This window comes from Dactylosporangium sp. NPDC051541, from assembly GCF_044454505.1.
Classification (GTDB): Bacteria; Actinomycetota; Actinomycetes; order Mycobacteriales; family Micromonosporaceae; genus Dactylosporangium.
Genome location: NZ_JBITDU010000005.1, coordinates 465073 through 479527, shown reverse-complemented (window position 1 = coordinate 479527; position 14455 = coordinate 465073). Strand labels below are relative to the sequence as shown.

Genomic DNA, 14455 nt, shown 5'->3' with positions numbered 1-14455 from the left:
TGGGTTCGCCCACCGGCGGCCTCTCACTGCGTCGGCACGGCCACCAGCGTGTCGTGCAGCGCCCGGGCCACCTGGCGCGGGATGAGGTTGCGGGTGACCAGCTCGTCGACCGAGGCGAGCGAGCCGCGGTGGTAGCGGTCGTCCAGGATCCGCCGGGCCGCCTCCGGCCCGATGCCGGGCAGCGAGGCGATGACGATCTCCGGAGCGGTGTTGACGTCGACCAGCCCGCCGTCGTCGAACGCGCGGGGCAGGTCGGGCCGGCCGATGCGCAGCTCCCGTGCGATGCCCGGGTGGTGGCTGACCAGCTGCCGAGCCTGGTCCCGGCGGACCTTCTGGGACAGCGCGAACACGACCGACGGGTCCGGCTCGCTGTCGGCCCGGCGCGGGCTGATGGTCGCACCGGCCGCGATGCCGCCCACCATCGCCACGATGAGGGCGAGCAGCCCGACGTCCGCCCACGGGCCGGGGTCCTCCTGCGGGCCGTCGGCCTCCATGCCGTACGCGAAGAGGACCACCAGCGAGAGCAGCCCCAGCGCAACGCCGCCGAGCTTCCAGCTGCGCCGGCGGGCCGCGAAGATCGTGACGGTGGCCCAGCTGCCGACCCCGAGGGTCAGCACCGGCACGACCAGGGCGACGACCCGGATCACCCAGTACCGCACCTGAGCCGACTGCGCCGGCGGGGGCGGGGGCGGCATGAGCGGCGCGACCGGCTGAGCCATCACCGGCCCGGCCAGCGCGGGGTCCGCGCGCAGGATCGCTCGGTGCAGCTCCTGGAGCCGCTCGCCGGGTTCGACACCGAACTCGTCGGCGAACAGCTGCCGGGCGGCGCGGAAGGCGGCCAGAGCCTCCGGCTGGCGGCCGCACCGGTAGAGCGCCAGCATCAGCTGGTATCGCAGCTCCTCGCGCAGCGGGAACTCGGCGACCAGCTCGGCCAGGCGCGGGGCGAGTGGCACGTGGTGGCCCAGGCGCAGCTGCAGCCCGGCCCAGGCCTCCAAGGCGCTCGCCCGGCCCTCGGTCAGCCGGTCGCGGGCCGCGTCGAACAGGGCGCCGGACAGCCCGGCCAGCGCCGGGCCCCGCCACAGTCCCAGGGCTCGCACCAGCAGCGCGCCCGCGTCGGCCGGCCGCCCCGCCGCCAGCATCGCGTGGGCCTGGCGCACCAGGCCGTGGAAGACGTCGGCGTCGAGCCGGTCGGGGCCGACGGAGAGCTGATAGCCGGCGTCGGTCAGCGTGAGCAGGCTGCCCGGGCTACGCGGCGACCGGTCGGGCTCCAGCACCCGCCGCAGCCCGGCGACGTACTTCTGGACCACGTTGGCGCCGTTCTCCGGCGGTTCGTCGGCCCACACGGCGTCGACGATCCGCTCCGTCGGGACCGGCCGGTTCGCGTTGATCAGGAGGGTGATCAGCACCGCCCGCTGTTTGGCCGGGCCGAGATCCAGTTCGGTGTCGCCGCGCCAGGCGCGCACCGGCCCGAGCATCTCAAAGCGTGGCAACTCCGGCTCTTCCGGTGTCACGGTCATCGTGACCTCCCCCTGCGACGCCGGAGAGTGTACGACGGCAGCGTGATGGCAGTGGGCGGCAGTGCGGCGGCAGCCGGTCGGCAGTGCGCTCGCGGCATGATGTCCCGGCGGCGGCCCGCCGCGTCTCCCGCACTGCCTGAGAGGGACGAATGCTGTCCAGATCCATCGTCGGCCCGCTGCTCGGCGCCACCCTGCTCGCCCTGCTGGCCGGCTGCTCGGTCACCGGAGGGGCCGATGACACCCCACCGGCGGCGTCCACCTCGCCCGCCGGGTCGCCGCCGCCGAAGGCCACGGCCCTCCTCGCCGCCGCGGTCACCAAGACCACCGGGGTCAGCCTGAAGCTGGTCCTCGATGGCGGCACGGCCGACGAGGACGTGTCCGGCAGCTACGACGCCACCCACAAGATCGGCACGATCGCGCAGACGACCGGCACCGACAAGATGACGGTCACCGTCACCCCCGACGACCTCTACCTGGCCGGCCTGAGCGACTTCAAGGGCAAGACCATGCACCTGAAGATCACGAAGCTGGACCCGAAGAGCCCCCTCGCCGTCTTCGCCGACCTGCTGACCCCGCTCACCCTGCTGACCGGCGTCAAGGACGCGAAGGCGACGGCGCCGAACACGTTCAGCGGCACCCTCGACCTGACGAAGGCCCAGGCCACGGCGACCGGCGCGAAGAAGTTCCTGGAGTCGGTGGTGACCATCGCGGCGGCCAAGGCGAGCGCGGTGAAGTTCACGGCCGCGGTCAACGCGGAGGGCTACCTCACCGACTTCACCGCCACCCTGCCCGGCATCGACGACGGCAAGGACGGCGACTACACGGTGAAGTTCTCCGACTTCGGCGCGAAGGTCAGCCTCACGAAGCCGACCGGCTCGAAGGTCGTCGAGGCCCCGTCCGCGATGTACACCGCCCAGTGAGGCCAGTGTGCGCATCGGCGACACGGGGCGCCGATGCGCACACCCGCGCACACCAGCGTTCACTCAGCTTCACCGCACGCGGATTCAATCGATACTCGTCGTAGCGTCGGGGGATGACTGGACGCAATCTCGTCGCGGTCCTGCTCCTGGCCGCGCTGGTGGTCATCCCATCAACGGCCGCGACCGCCGTGGCGCCGTTCACCGTCGGCGCCACCACCTCCGTCAACGACACCGTCGGCAGCGGCAACACCTGCGCCGGCTTCCTCGACGAACGGGGCCACCTCGGGCCCCTCGCCATCCGCCGGGTGTTCACCGCCAACGGCTCACCGCCGACGGCCGACGCCGTCAACTGCCAAGTGCAGCAGGGCGGCATCCTCTGGTACTCCTTCAAGACCTCCTGCACCCCGACCGGCGTGGCCGCGGGCCTGTGCGACAGCGAGATCCAGGCGATCGCGACGGCGATGCCGGCCGGCAGCTACCTGACCTACTTCCACGAGCCCGAGGACGACATGACCGGCGTGCAGTTCGTCGCCGCCTTCACCCGGGTGTACCAGCAGGTCAAGGCCGTCAACGCGGCCGTGAAGGTGGTGCCGGTGCACATGTCGTACCAGTGGCGGGCCGGCTCGACGAAGGTGACGAACAACGGCACCGGCGGGGATCGCGAGGTGCAGGACTGGATCGTCCCGCCGGCCTACGCCGACGCGTACGGGTTCGACCTGTACTGGCAGGCCAGCACCCGCGGCAGCGAGCCCGACGACCCGGTCAGCGTGGGCCTCGACCCGCGGATGATCCGCTGGTACAACGCCTTCGGCACCCAGGGCCGCCCGCTCGCGCTGGCCGAGTGGGGCATCGACGACGACCAGGGCGTGCGGGCGTCTCGCGGGCCGGCCATCCGGGCCTCGCGGACCTGGCTGGCGACCCACGGGTTCACGGTCATCGGCTACTGGCAGCACGACAACTGGTATCTGGGCACGGTGGCCGGCCCGCCCGGCAGCTACGCCGACCCCGACGGCGTGGCCGCCTACAACGAGCTCACCGCGCCCTGACACCGGTGCGGGCGGCCACTGCGCTCGAGTGGCCGCCCGCCGGCTCACGAGCTCAGCGGTGCCACTTCTGGTTGCTGGCGCCGTTGCAGGTCCACAGGTGCAGCTTCGAAGCGTTGGCGGTGGCCACGTCCTTGACGTCCACGCACTTGTTGGCCTGGGTGTTCACGAGATCCCCGGCCGCCGTGAGGGTGAACTTCTGCGCGCCGGTGCCGTTGCACGTCCACAGCTGCACGACCGTGCCGTCGGCCGTCCCGCCGCCGGACGCGTCCATGCACTTGCCCATCGCGCCCACGGAGCCGTCGGCGTTGAACGTCCACTGCTGCGCGTTGGTGCCGTTGCAGTCCCAGATCTGCAGCTGGTTGCCGTCGACGGCGTTGGCCGAGGGGATGTCGATGCAGCGGTTGCTGCCGTTGCCGACGATCGCGCCGCTGCCGCCGGTCGACCCGCACGCCGGCGCGGTGTCGAACGTGTCGGTGAACGTGTTGCCCGCGGCCCGGTAGGCGGCGACCTGGGCGGTGGCCTGGGCCGGCGACAGCACCTGGTTGCGCGCGAACAGGAACCAGTCGACCTGCTGGTTGTAGGTCGCCGTGCCGCCCGAGTGGGTGGCGGTGTCGATGAACCACAGGTTCCAGTTCACGGTCATCGTCTGGCGCGGGTAGAACTTGCCGGAGTGATCGCCGACCAGGGTGCCGTCGATGTAGTACTTGACGTGCCCGCCGGCCACCTGGACGACCAGGTCGTGCCAGCCGTCGTAGCTGCGGCGCTGCTCGGAGTGGGTGTTGTCGGCGACCCACGGGTCGGGCTGGTAGGTGTACCAGCTCGTCTGGTAGTTGATCGGGCCGGTCTCGCCCCAACCGCCGTTGGGCAGGTACTCGGAGAAGTCCAGCTCGCTGTAGGTCGGGTCCATGTTGCCGTTGAGCGGGCTGATCGCGAAGAACGTCTCGTTGACGTGGTCGCCGTCGTTGCCACTGGCGGGCGCGTCGGCGAAGCGGATCCGGCTGGCGTAGGTGCCCTCGAAGTAGCGCTTCTGCGCGGAGAGGACCTCGGCCTGCCGCGTCCCGGCGCCGGTGCCGTCGGTCGACGCGGTCAGCTGCATGACCTTCTGCCCGGCCGACGTCGGGAACGTGATCTGGGCCGGCGACCAGGTCGCGCCGGGGACGCCCGGGCCGCCGGCGTTGCCGCGCGGCACCCAGCCGTGTCCGGTGAACCCGCCGTCGCTCGACGAGGCGTAGTTGAAGTCGTCGAACACGTTGCCGCAGCTGTTGGCGGCCGCGTCGGCCTGACCGGCGGTCATGACGCCGACGACGACGGCACCGGCGGCGGTGGCGAGCACGAGCGCGGCACCGGCCAGCAGCGAGCGTGGCGGGGCATGGTTGATGGGCATGGCGGACCTCCCGGGGACACTCCGATGGCGGTCGGAATTTTCATCGACGATCGATGTCCATGAAAAATAGGCCCGTCGATGGCGCCCGGTCAACGGTCAAAGTCAGGGGTAAGATCGCTTTAAGGCCGCCGTTAAGGGCGGGCGGGCGCGCGAGCTGCCGCCGGACACTGCCGCAGTTCTGCCGGTGCACCCGGCCGGCCGGTCCTGACCTGCGGTTTCTTGGCCGAGGTGGGCTCAAGTCGACGTTCAGTGATGGACCCGGCGGCCCCGCGTAGCGTCCGCGGCATGGTGTATCTGACCGCCGGCCTCGTGCTCGTCGGGGCCGTCTCGCTGCTGAACCTCGTGCTGCTGATGGGCATCCTCCGGCGGATGCGCCAGGGCGAGGCCGCGGCCGCGCCCCGCGGCCCGCAGTCGCCGCCGGCCCTGGTCGAGGCCGGGAGCATGCCCGACGCGTTCGCGACCGTCACCGACGAGGGCGAGCCGGTCGACCGGGAGACGGTCGCGGGCGGCCTGGTCGGGTTCTTCACCCCGACCTGCTCGGCCTGCCACGAGCGGATGCCGGACTTCCTGGCCTACGCGGCCCGCAACGGGTTCGGCCGCGACCGGGTGTTCGCCGTCGTCGTCGGGAAGCCGGACGAGGTGACCGCGATGCGGGCCGAGCTGGCGCCGGTCGCCCGGATCGTCCAGGAGCCGCACGGCGGGGCCGCGATGTACAAGGCGTTCGGGGTCTACGGGCTGCCGGCCTACGCCCTGCTGGACCACAACGGGGTGGTCGTCGCCTCCTCGTCGCTCCTGACGGACTTCCCGGCGCTGGTGGGCGGGGCCAGGTGAGACCGGCGGCCCGCATCGGCCCGGCCGGCCCGGCCCGCCTGGGGCCCCGGGTCGCGCTCGGGCACGCGCGGGCCGCGTTCGCGCTCGCCTGGCGGGCCGCGCCCGGGTGCGTCCTGAGCCTGGTCGCCCTGGCCGCCGTCGGTGCGGCGGCGCCGGTGGCCACCGCCTGGCTGCTCAAGGGCGTCCTGGACCGGCTGGGCGGCGCGGGGGCGGGGTGGCCGGTCCTGCTGCCCTTCGCGGCCGGGCTCGCGCTGACCGCCCTGGTGAGCGGCGCCCTGCCGCACGCGACCCGCTACGCCGCGGCCGAGCTGGAGCGGCGGGCCGGGGTCGAGGCCCAGGCCGGGCTCTACGCCGCCGTCAACGCGCTGCCCGGCCTGGCCCGGCTGGAGAGCCCCAGCTTCCAGGACCGGCTGCTGCTGGCCGAGCGGGCCTGCAAGGGCGGCCCCGGGCTGCTGGTGACCAGCGCCCTGGTCCTGGCCCAGGCCCTGCTCACCGCGGCCGGGCTGCTCGTGTCGCTGGCCTCGCTCAGCCCGCTCGTCGCGGTGATCGTGCTCGTGTCGGCAGTACCCGTGATGTGGGTGCAATTGTCGTTGAGTGGAGCGCAGGCCGCCCTCATGTGGCGGGTCGGGCACGGTCAGCGACGGGAGTTCTTCTACGCCCGGCTCCTCGGCCTGCCGAACGTGGCGATGGAGGTCCGGCTGTTCGGCCTCGGCGACTTCTTCGGCCGCCGGATGCTCGCCGAGCTCTCCGCCGTCAACGCGGCCAACCGGGCGCTGGGCCGGCGCCAGCTGCGCTCGCAGGGGGCCCTCGCGCTGCTGGCCGCCCTCGTCGGCGCGATCGGGCTGGCGTGGTCGGTCGCGCGGGCGGCCCGCGGGGACGGCAGCGTCGGCGACGTGTCGATGTTCGTCGCGGCGCTGGCCGGTGTGCAGGGCGGGCTCTCCGGTGCGGTGCAGAGCGCGAGCGGGGTCCACCAGGCGCTGTCGCTGTTCGATCACCTCCGCGCGGTCCGCGCCGCCCCCGCCGACCTTCCGCTGGCCCGGTCGCCGCGGCCGGTGCCGGCACTGCGGCACGGCATCGAGCTGCGCGACGTCTGGTTTCGTTACGACGAAGAGCAGCCGTGGGTACTGCGAGGCGTCGACCTGTTCATCCCGAGTGGACAGACCGTGGCCCTTGTCGGGCTGAACGGGGCCGGCAAGTCCACGCTCGTGAAGCTGCTGTGCCGGTTCTACGACCCGTCGCGCGGGTCGATCGCGTGGGACGGCATCGACCTGCGCGACCTGGACCCGGCCGACCTGCGGCAGCGGATCGGCGCGCTGTTCCAGAACTTCGCCGAGTACGACCTCAGTGCGGCCGAGAACATCGGGGTCGGCGACCTCGGCTCGCTCGGTGCCGCGCACGTGATCGAGGGCGCGGCCCGCCGGGCCGGGGTGCACGACGTGCTCAGCGGGCTGCCGCGCGGATACGACACACTGCTGACCCGGATCTTCCTGCGCGGCGCCCCGGACGACGACCCGCAGGCCGGCGTCATGCTCTCGGGCGGGCAGTGGCAGCGGGTGGCCCTGGCCCGGGCCCTGCTGCGGGACGGCCGCGACCTCATGATCCTGGACGAGCCCAGCGCCGGACTCGACGCCCGGGCCGAGCACGAGGTGCACACCGCCCTGCGGCAGCGGCGGGCCGGCCGCACCACCCTGCTCATCTCGCACCGGCTCAGCGCGGTCCGCGACGCCGATCGCATCGTGGTCCTGGACGGCGGCACGGTCCTCGAGGACGGCCGCCACCCGGACCTGATCGCGCTGCGCGGCCGCTACGCGGAGCTGTTCGAACTGCAGGCCCGCGGCTACGTGGAGCAGCCGGCATGATGCTCGCCGCCGCCGCCGTCGCTCTCGCCGTGCTGACCGCCGCGCTGCTCCTGCTGCGCCGCCGGCTGCTGTTCGTCACCGTCGCCGGGCTGAGCATGCAGCCGACCCTCGAGCACGGCGACCGGGTCCTGGTCCGGCGGGTGCCCCTCGACGCGGTCCGTGCCGGCCGGCTGGTCGTGCTCACCGAGCCGGACGAGGGCACGTTGATGGTCAAACGGGCGGCGGCGGTACCCGGAGATGCGGTGCCCCGCGCCTCCTTCGCCGCCCTCGTCGACTCGACGGACCCGGTCGTGCCGCCCGGCCGCCTGGTTGTCCTGGGCGACAACGCCCGGCTCAGCCGCGACTCCCGGCACCTGGGCTACCTGCCCGGCTCCGCGCTGGTGGGCGTGGTCATCCGGCAGTGGCCGGACCGGGGGTCGCTGGAGTCGCCCGCGGTTCTTGAGGCTCCCGGGGCTTTTTCTCAGGCTCCCGGGGCTTTTTCTCAGGCTCCCGCGGCGCGCGTCGCCGCGGGCCGGCCGCCGGCACCGGGCCGGCGGATCGGGTCGGAAGGAGGGTCAGAATGATCAAGGCTCTGGAGCGCATGGGTGAGCGCATGCTCGGCCGGGTGCTGCCCAACGCCACCGCGAAGGCTTTCTGCACGCCGTGGTCGCAGTGCGTGTACTGCGGCGGCAGCTGCTACCGCGAGGTGTACCACGCGGCCGACTGCTCGACGGACTACTACGCCTGCTGCGACCACTCCAGCCACTGCTGATCGGCTGACGTGACCGGTTCGGGCTGACGGGCCTCGTCCGCGGCGGCCTGCTTGCGTGCGACCTTCTCCGCGTACATCGCGGCGTCGGCCATCGCGAGCAGGCCGTCCGGGCTCGGGCGCTCCAGCGGCCCCCACACCGCGAGCCCGACGCTGACCCCGAAATGCATGGCCTCGCCGTGCCACCGGACCGGCTCGGCGGCCAGCCCGCGCAGCCGGTCGGCCAGGTCCCGGGCGCCCCGCTCGTCGGCGGCCCCGGTGGCCAGCACGACGAACTCGTCACCGCCGAGCCGGGCCGCGACGTCGCCCGGGCGGACGGCCGCCGACAGCCGCCGGGCGAACTCGACGAGCACCCGGTCGCCGGCCGCGTGCCCGTAGCGGTCGTTCACCTGCTTGAAGCCGTTGAGGTCCATGTAGACGACCACCGGCCCGAACCCGGACGCGCGCAGCAGCTCCAGCTCCAGCGCGGCCCGCAGCGCCGTCCGGTTGGCCAGCCCGGTGAGCTGGTCGTGGTCGGCCTGGTGGACCAGCGCGGCCCGGATCCGCTCCTGCTCGCGCACGACGGTCACGAACCGCACCAGGACGAACGACGTCAACAGCGCGATCGACACCAGCAGCGACACCCGGCCGATGACGGTGCCGAACGAGTGCAGACCGGTCACCGTCGGCAGCACCACCAGCGCGATGCCCAGGAACACCACCCGGGCCGGGTGCAGCCGCTGCTGGGCCGCCGTCGTGTCGGGCCGGGCCACCCGGGCCGCGTCGCGGTGCACGACGGCCGCCGCGAGGAGGCTGTTGGCCAGCAGGAGCAGCCCGTCGAACCGGTCGGCCTGGCCGGAGCGGGACAGATCCGGGAACAGGATGGGCAGCAGCGAGATGCTGACGTCGCCGATGAGGGTCAGCGTCAGCGCCGAGACCAGGTAGCCGGCCGGGCCGCGGGTCGAGCCGGGCGCGAACACCAGGATCGCCGTGGCCGCGAAGAACATCACGTCGCCGAACGGGTACGCCGCCCCGACGAACATCCCCAGCGACAGGTGCTGCTCCTCGGCCGCCGGCAGGATCAGGAACTGCCAGAACAGCCAGGCCACCACCGTCGTGAGGGCGGCCGCGTCGAGCATCCCGTCGCGCAGCCGCCCCGGTGCCCGCAGCCGCACCAGCTTCATCATGCCGATCACCAGGAAGGGGTACCCGGCCAGCCACAGGACGTCGGACGGGGAGACGTCACCGAGCGGGCCCACGATCCGGCTGAGCACGTCGTAGAGGACGTCCCCGGCCAGCCAGACGGTCAGGGCGCCGGCGACGAACCGGTAGGCGGCCCGGCTGGGCCCGGCGATGCTCCGCAGGCCCAGCCAGGCGCACGCCACCACGGCGGTGAAGCCGATGAGGTACGCGATGTGTGCGGCGGTGGTGCCCGGCGCGAACACGGACACCGACCCCGCGACCGCGGCGAACACTGGCACCGCGGCGGCCGGGACACGTCTCATGCGCCGCCTGTCGGCCCCCACCGCCCCGGGGTGAGCTCTTGCCCCCGCAGGTCGTTTGCCGCACGGCAAGGATCACGCGAGGGTGTAGCGGAGCAGGACGCTGTCCGAGCCGTCCAGCGGGCGGCACCCGGCCCGGGTCAGGCCGGCCACCGGCCCGGTGAACGCCGGCGTGCCGGTGCCGAGCGCGGCCGCGCCGACGATCAGGTGCAGCTCGTCGACGAGCCCGGCGGCCAGCAGCGCGTTCCAGGTGACGCGGCTGCCGAACGTGACGACGTCGCCGTCGACGCTCGCCTTGAGGCGGCGCACGTGCGCGGGCGCGTCGCCCCGGCGCACCACCGTGGTCCGCTCCCGCCAGGGTGCGACGTCGTCCGGCGTGAGCGCGTCCGACGCCACCGTCACCGGGATCGTGCCGTAGCGGACGCCGAACTCCCGGTGGACGGCGCCGGCCTGAGGATTATCGGCCTGGGCGGGCCAGAAGCCCATGAACATGCGGTACGAGTTCGCGCCCAGCAGCAGCGCGTCGGCGGCCCGCAGGCGCTCCAGGTTGTACCGGTCGAACGCGGCGTCCATCGGCAGGACCAGCGGGTTGCCGGCCGCGTCGGCGGTGAAGCCGTCCAGGGACATGATGTTGCAGACGATGAGGCGACCCATGACCGTCCTCCTATCGCTCGTAGATCAGGCACAGGGCGCCGCTGTCGGCCGGGGTGCTCTCGACCAGCCGCCACGAGGCCGCCGGGCCGTCCGCGAACAGCCGGGCCCCGCCGCCGACCAGCTCCGGGCACAGCGTGATGCTGAGCCGGTCCACCTCGCCGGCGTCCAGCAGGGCCTTGATGACGCTGCCGCTGGCCAGGACGATGATGTCGCCGCCGGGGCGGGTGCGCAGGTCCTTGACGACCGTGGCCGGGTCGGCGCCGGCCAGCCGGGCGTTGCCCCATTCGAGGTCGGTCAGCGTGGTCGAGAAGACGACCTTCTCCACGCCGTCGAGCCACTGTGCGAACGCCCGGTCGTCCGGGTGGGCGTTCTCGTCGCCGGCGACGGCGGGCCAGAAGCCGGAGAAGCCCTGGTAGTTCTTGCGCCCGAGCAGGGCGGTGGTGGCCGGGGCGGTGACCTTCACCATGTGGGCCCGGGCCACCGCGCTGAGGGCGTGCGGGACGATCCAGGCCATGTCGTACTCGCCGCCGCGGCCCGAGACGCGGCCGTCGAGTGACAGGGCGATGTTGGCGACGACGCGCCGGTGCTGCTGTGTCATCGTTCGTGAGCTCCTCGTTCGGGTGCGGTCCGGTCGTTGCCCAGGTACCTTCTCCCGCGGGGCGGCCCGGTGTCGTCGCCAGACCTGATGACATCGGGACCGGGAATCGGAGGTGGCGGGGCATGGCGGTGGTCAGTCCGGTGCTGGTGGGCCGGGCGGCGGAGACCGCGGCGCTGCGCCACGCCTACGAGCGCGCCCGCGCGGGGCGGCCGGTGACGGTGCTCGTCAGCGGCGAGGCCGGGATCGGCAAGAGCCGGCTGGTCGCCGAGGCGTTCGCGGGCGGCCCGTTCGTGGTGACCGGGGCCTGCCTGGAGCTCGGCGCCGGGGCCGCGCCCTATGTGCCGTTCGTCGCGATCGTGCGCGACCTCGTGCGCCGGCTCGGCCGGGACGCGGTCCGGGCCCTGCTGCCGCCGGACGCCTCGGCCCTCGGCGACTGGCTGCCGGACCTGGGGCCGGCGCCGGCCCGCTACCCCCGGACCCGGCTGCTGGAGGAGGTTCTCGCCCTGGCCGGCCGGGTCGCCGAGAGCCGGCCGCTCGTCCTCGTCGTCGAGGACCTGCACTGGGCCGACGCGTCGACGCGGGAGCTGTTCGCCTACCTGGCCCGCAACCTCGCCGGGCCCGTCCTGCTCGCCGGCACCGTGCGCACCGGCGGGCGCACCGACCGGCGGCTGTTCGCCGAGCTCGGCCGCCGCCCCGACGTCGTGTCGATCGCGCTCGGGGCGCTGGGGCCGGCGGACGTCGCCGAGCTGCTGGCGGCCGTCGACGGGCGGCCCGCGGACCCGGGGCGCAGCCGCCGCGTCCACGGCCGCAGCGGTGGCAACCCGCTGTTCGTGGAGGCGCTCAGCGAGGGCGAGGGGGCGCCGGCCGACGATCTGCGGGAGCTGCTGCTGGCGCGGGTCGCGGACCTGGCCGAGCCGGCGGCGGAGCTGCTGTCGGCACTGGCGGTTGCCGGTGGGGGTACCGCCGAGGCCGTCCTCGCCACCGTCAGCGCTCGGCCCGATCCGGCGCTGCGCCGCGGCCTGCGCGAGCTGACCGAGCGGCTCCTGGTGAGCGCGCGCGATGACGAGTACACCATCCGCCATGATCTTCTTCGGGAGGCGGTGTATGCCGCTCTGCTGCCGTCGGAGCGCCGCCTCCGGCACCGGGGGTTCGCCGCCGCCCTGGCCCGGCACGCGCCCGCCGATCCGGCGCTCGCCGCGCACTGGGCCGCCGCCGGTGAGCCTGACGCCGCGGTGCCGGCCGCCTGGCACGCCGCCGCCCGGGCCGCCCGCCAGCACGCCTACGACGAGCAGCTGCACCTGCTCGGCCTGGTGCTGGAGCAGTGGGAGCGGGCCGCCGACCCGGCCGGGCTGATCGGGGCCGACCACGGCGCCGTCCTCGAGCTCGGCGCCCGGGCCGCGTTCGCCGCCGGGCGGAGCGCCCGCGGGGTCGCGCTGAGCACCGCCGCCCTCGACGCGCTCGACCCCGGCGTGGAGCCCGAGCGGGTGGCCGGCCTGCTGGGGCTGCGCGGGCGGCTGCGGCAGCGGGTCGACGGCACCGGCGCCGAGGACCTGGCCGCCGCCCTCGCGCTGCTGCCCCCGCACGCCCCGCCGGCCCGCCGCGCCCGGCTGCTGTCCGCGCTCGCGTTCGTCGGGGTCGGGGCCCACCGCCGCGCCGAGAGCCGCGCGCAGGCCGCCGAGGCCCTGCGCATCGCCGACGAGCTCGACGACGACGCCCTGCGCGCCCCGGCCCTGCTCGTGCTGGCCACACTGCGCGGCGCCGACGGCGACCCGGACGGCGCGAGCGCGGACTTCGCCACCGCCCGCCGCCTGGCCCGGGACACCGGCGACGAGCACACGTTCCTCACCACGTTCCAGTGGGAGGCCCTCATGCTGGGCGCCGCCGGCCGCTACGGGCCGGCCGCCGAGCTCGCGATGGCGGGCCGGGCGGCGGCCGAGCGCCGCGGCCACGGCCGGTCCCGGGGCACCATGCTGGCCGTCGCCGAGGCGCTGAACCGGCGGGCGCTGGGGGAGTGGGACGCGGCCGGGGCGGTGCTCGAGGCGGGCCTGGCCGCGGAGCCGCCGCCGCTCTATGCCGCCGCCCTGCGCCTGATCGGCGCCGACATCGCCCGCGCCCGCGGCGAGACCGACCGCTTCGAGCTCCTGCTGCGCCGGCTGGTCGAGTTCGCCCGGCACGCCCGCGCGGCCGACGACATCAAGTCCGACATCGCCATCCTGCGCCTGGAGTGGGCGGCCGGGCGCGGCGAGCTCGACGCGGCCGAGGCGATCCTGGCCGAGCACCTGCCGGCCGCCCGCGAAACCTGGCTGCCGGCCCAGGCGCTGGGCCTGGCGCTGGCCGGGGCGCGCCTGCAGCGGGCCCGCCGGGCCGCCGCCCCGCGCAACCGGAAGGTCGCCGCCGCCGTCAGCGCCCGCCTGGCCGAGCTGGGGGCGTTGGCCGCCGCGGTGCCCGGGCCGGACGCCGGTCGGCTCACGGTCGCCGCCGACGACCTGGCCTCCTGGGACCGGGCCGCCGCGGCGTGGCGGGCCCTCGGCCACGTGCACGAGACCGCGCTCGCGCTGACCGAGGCCGCCGGCTGCGCGCTCGCGTCCAACAACCGCGCCGGCGCCCGCTCCCGGCTGCGCGCGGCCCGCGACCTGGCGGCCGGGCTGCGCGCGGCGCCGCTGCTGGAGCGCATCGACGACCTGGCCCGCCGCGGCCGCCTCGACGACCTCACCGCGGTTCCCGCCTCGGCGCGGTCGGCGCCGGCCGGGTTCGGGCTGACCGCCCGCGAGCTCGACGTCCTGCGCGTGCTGGCCCGCGGCCGGTCCAACGCCGACATCGCGGCCGAACTGTTCGTGAGCGTCAACACGGTCAACACGCACGTGGCCCGCATCCTGGCCAAGCTCGGCGTCGCGACCCGCACCGAGGCGGCCGCGAAGGCCCACGCGCACGGCCTGGCCGGGCTCGCCGGCTGACGGCTCAGGCCACGACGAGGGCCTGCGGGGCGGCCTGCTTCATCCGGGTGCGCAGCCACCGCAGCTGCACCGCGGTCTCGCCCTCGCAGCCCCGCACCACCTGCTGCAGCCGCTCGTCGCGGACCCCGCGGGCGGCCTGCCCGACCACGGTCCAGCAGATGTCGCACTCGGCCGCCATGAGGTACAGGTCCTGCAGGTCGCGCAGCAGGCCGATGCCGCCGGTGCGGGTGCCGCCGAACAGCTCGGAGTGCAGCCGGTCGGGCTCGTCCGGGGCCTGCTCCCGGTAGCGGCGGGCGAACGGTTCGAGCCGCTCGGCGTGCTCGTCGCACTGCTGGGCCAGGCGCTCGCACAGGTGACGGACGTCGGGCTCGTCGGCGTGGGCCGCGGCGACCTGGCGGAACGCGTCGGCGAGGTTGGTCTGCGCCCGGTGCAGCAGGCCGAGGTAGTGCGCGAGGTGCATGAT

Annotated in this window: 13 protein-coding genes; 7 read left to right on the top strand and 6 right to left on the bottom strand. The window is 74.6% G+C overall.

Translation table 11 applies throughout. The features are described 5' to 3' along the window. Nucleotides 1-23: 23 nt before the first annotated feature. The gene (locus ACIA8L_RS25945) at nt 24-1517 is read right to left on the bottom strand and encodes a BTAD domain-containing putative transcriptional regulator (protein ID WP_395908897.1); all 1494 of its coding nucleotides are present in this window, start codon (nt 1515-1517) and stop codon (nt 24-26) included. 149 nt (nt 1518-1666) lie between these two features. On the opposite strand from ACIA8L_RS25945, the gene ACIA8L_RS25940 reads away from it, so the two are divergent. Together ACIA8L_RS25940 and ACIA8L_RS25935 are read left to right on the top strand one after the other, a co-directional pair. After that, nucleotides 1667-2437 carry a hypothetical protein gene (locus tag ACIA8L_RS25940; protein ID WP_395908896.1) on the top strand — a complete coding sequence of 257 codons (771 nt, stop codon included), beginning with the start codon at nt 1667-1669 and terminating at the stop codon, nt 2435-2437. A 113-nt stretch (nt 2438-2550) separates the two neighbouring features. Next, nucleotides 2551-3483 (top strand): hypothetical protein, encoded by a 933-nt coding sequence (locus ACIA8L_RS25935; protein WP_395908894.1) that lies wholly within the window; start codon nt 2551-2553, stop codon nt 3481-3483. Between the two features lie 52 nt (nt 3484-3535). Here the strand turns inward: ACIA8L_RS25935 and ACIA8L_RS25930 are convergent, their stop codons facing one another. After that, on the bottom strand, nt 3536-4867 hold the full coding sequence (locus tag ACIA8L_RS25930; RefSeq protein ID WP_395908892.1) for a ricin-type beta-trefoil lectin domain protein: 1332 nt from the start codon (nt 4865-4867) through the stop codon (nt 3536-3538). 285 nt (nt 4868-5152) lie between these two features. Between ACIA8L_RS25930 and ACIA8L_RS25925 the strand changes: the two genes are divergently transcribed. Genes ACIA8L_RS25925 through ACIA8L_RS25910 form a run of 4 tightly spaced genes read left to right on the top strand, consistent with a single transcriptional unit; the run spans nt 5153 to nt 8308 of the window. Next, nucleotides 5153-5698 carry a TlpA disulfide reductase family protein gene (locus ACIA8L_RS25925; RefSeq protein ID WP_395908890.1) on the top strand — a complete coding sequence of 182 codons (546 nt, stop codon included), beginning with the start codon at nt 5153-5155 and terminating at the stop codon, nt 5696-5698. Further along, nucleotides 5695-7557, top strand: a complete 1863-nt coding sequence (locus ACIA8L_RS25920; RefSeq protein ID WP_395908887.1) for an ABC transporter ATP-binding protein — start codon at nt 5695-5697, stop codon at nt 7555-7557. Before ACIA8L_RS25925 ends, ACIA8L_RS25920 begins: the two co-directional genes overlap by 4 nt. Beyond that, the gene (locus ACIA8L_RS25915; RefSeq protein ID WP_395908885.1) at nt 7554-8120 is read left to right on the top strand and encodes a S26 family signal peptidase; all 567 of its coding nucleotides are present in this window, start codon (nt 7554-7556) and stop codon (nt 8118-8120) included. The genes ACIA8L_RS25920 and ACIA8L_RS25915 overlap by 4 nt, the downstream gene beginning before the upstream one ends. Then, on the top strand, nt 8117-8308 hold the full coding sequence (locus ACIA8L_RS25910; RefSeq protein WP_395908883.1) for a hypothetical protein: 192 nt from the start codon (nt 8117-8119) through the stop codon (nt 8306-8308). The genes ACIA8L_RS25915 and ACIA8L_RS25910 overlap by 4 nt, the downstream gene beginning before the upstream one ends. On the opposite strand, the gene ACIA8L_RS25905 is transcribed toward ACIA8L_RS25910, so the two are convergent. From ACIA8L_RS25905 to ACIA8L_RS25895, 3 genes are all read right to left on the bottom strand, one after another. Then, a complete protein-coding gene (locus ACIA8L_RS25905; protein WP_395908881.1) occupies nt 8275-9789 on the bottom strand; it encodes a diguanylate cyclase domain-containing protein in 1515 nt (504 codons plus the stop codon). The two genes, ACIA8L_RS25910 and ACIA8L_RS25905, sit on opposite strands and share 34 nt — an antisense overlap. 72 nt (nt 9790-9861) lie before the next feature. Then, on the bottom strand, nt 9862-10440 hold the full coding sequence (locus ACIA8L_RS25900; protein WP_395908879.1) for a dihydrofolate reductase family protein: 579 nt from the start codon (nt 10438-10440) through the stop codon (nt 9862-9864). A 10-nt stretch (nt 10441-10450) separates the two neighbouring features. Beyond that, a complete protein-coding gene (locus ACIA8L_RS25895) occupies nt 10451-11038 on the bottom strand; it encodes a dihydrofolate reductase family protein (protein WP_395908877.1) in 588 nt (195 codons plus the stop codon). A 122-nt stretch (nt 11039-11160) separates the two neighbouring features. On the opposite strand from ACIA8L_RS25895, the gene ACIA8L_RS25890 reads away from it, so the two are divergent. Then, entirely contained in the window at nt 11161-13992 is a 2832-nt protein-coding gene (locus ACIA8L_RS25890) for a helix-turn-helix transcriptional regulator (protein WP_395908875.1), read from the top strand. 4 nt (nt 13993-13996) lie between these two features. On the opposite strand, the gene ACIA8L_RS25885 is transcribed toward ACIA8L_RS25890, so the two are convergent. Then, the gene (locus tag ACIA8L_RS25885) at nt 13997-14452 is read right to left on the bottom strand and encodes a hypothetical protein (RefSeq protein WP_395908873.1); all 456 of its coding nucleotides are present in this window, start codon (nt 14450-14452) and stop codon (nt 13997-13999) included. Between the last annotated feature and the right edge of the window lie 3 nt (nt 14453-14455).

Coding starts and splice junctions, on each gene's coding strand:
- ACIA8L_RS25945 (WP_395908897.1), bottom strand. CDS start 1,517: ATGACCGTGACACCGGAAGAGCCGGAGTTGCCACGCTTTGAGATGCTC.
- ACIA8L_RS25940 (WP_395908896.1), top strand. CDS start 1,667: ATGCTGTCCAGATCCATCGTCGGCCCGCTGCTCGGCGCCACCCTGCTC.
- ACIA8L_RS25935 (WP_395908894.1), top strand. CDS start 2,551: ATGACTGGACGCAATCTCGTCGCGGTCCTGCTCCTGGCCGCGCTGGTG.
- ACIA8L_RS25930 (WP_395908892.1), bottom strand. CDS start 4,867: ATGCCCATCAACCATGCCCCGCCACGCTCGCTGCTGGCCGGTGCCGCG.
- ACIA8L_RS25925 (WP_395908890.1), top strand. CDS start 5,153: ATGGTGTATCTGACCGCCGGCCTCGTGCTCGTCGGGGCCGTCTCGCTG.
- ACIA8L_RS25915 (WP_395908885.1), top strand. CDS start 7,554: ATGATGCTCGCCGCCGCCGCCGTCGCTCTCGCCGTGCTGACCGCCGCG.
- ACIA8L_RS25910 (WP_395908883.1), top strand. CDS start 8,117: ATGATCAAGGCTCTGGAGCGCATGGGTGAGCGCATGCTCGGCCGGGTG.
- ACIA8L_RS25905 (WP_395908881.1), bottom strand. CDS start 9,789: ATGAGACGTGTCCCGGCCGCCGCGGTGCCAGTGTTCGCCGCGGTCGCG.
- ACIA8L_RS25900 (WP_395908879.1), bottom strand. CDS start 10,440: ATGGGTCGCCTCATCGTCTGCAACATCATGTCCCTGGACGGCTTCACC.
- ACIA8L_RS25895 (WP_395908877.1), bottom strand. CDS start 11,038: ATGACACAGCAGCACCGGCGCGTCGTCGCCAACATCGCCCTGTCACTC.
- ACIA8L_RS25890 (WP_395908875.1), top strand. CDS start 11,161: ATGGCGGTGGTCAGTCCGGTGCTGGTGGGCCGGGCGGCGGAGACCGCG.
- ACIA8L_RS25885 (WP_395908873.1), bottom strand. CDS start 14,452: ATGCACCTCGCGCACTACCTCGGCCTGCTGCACCGGGCGCAGACCAAC.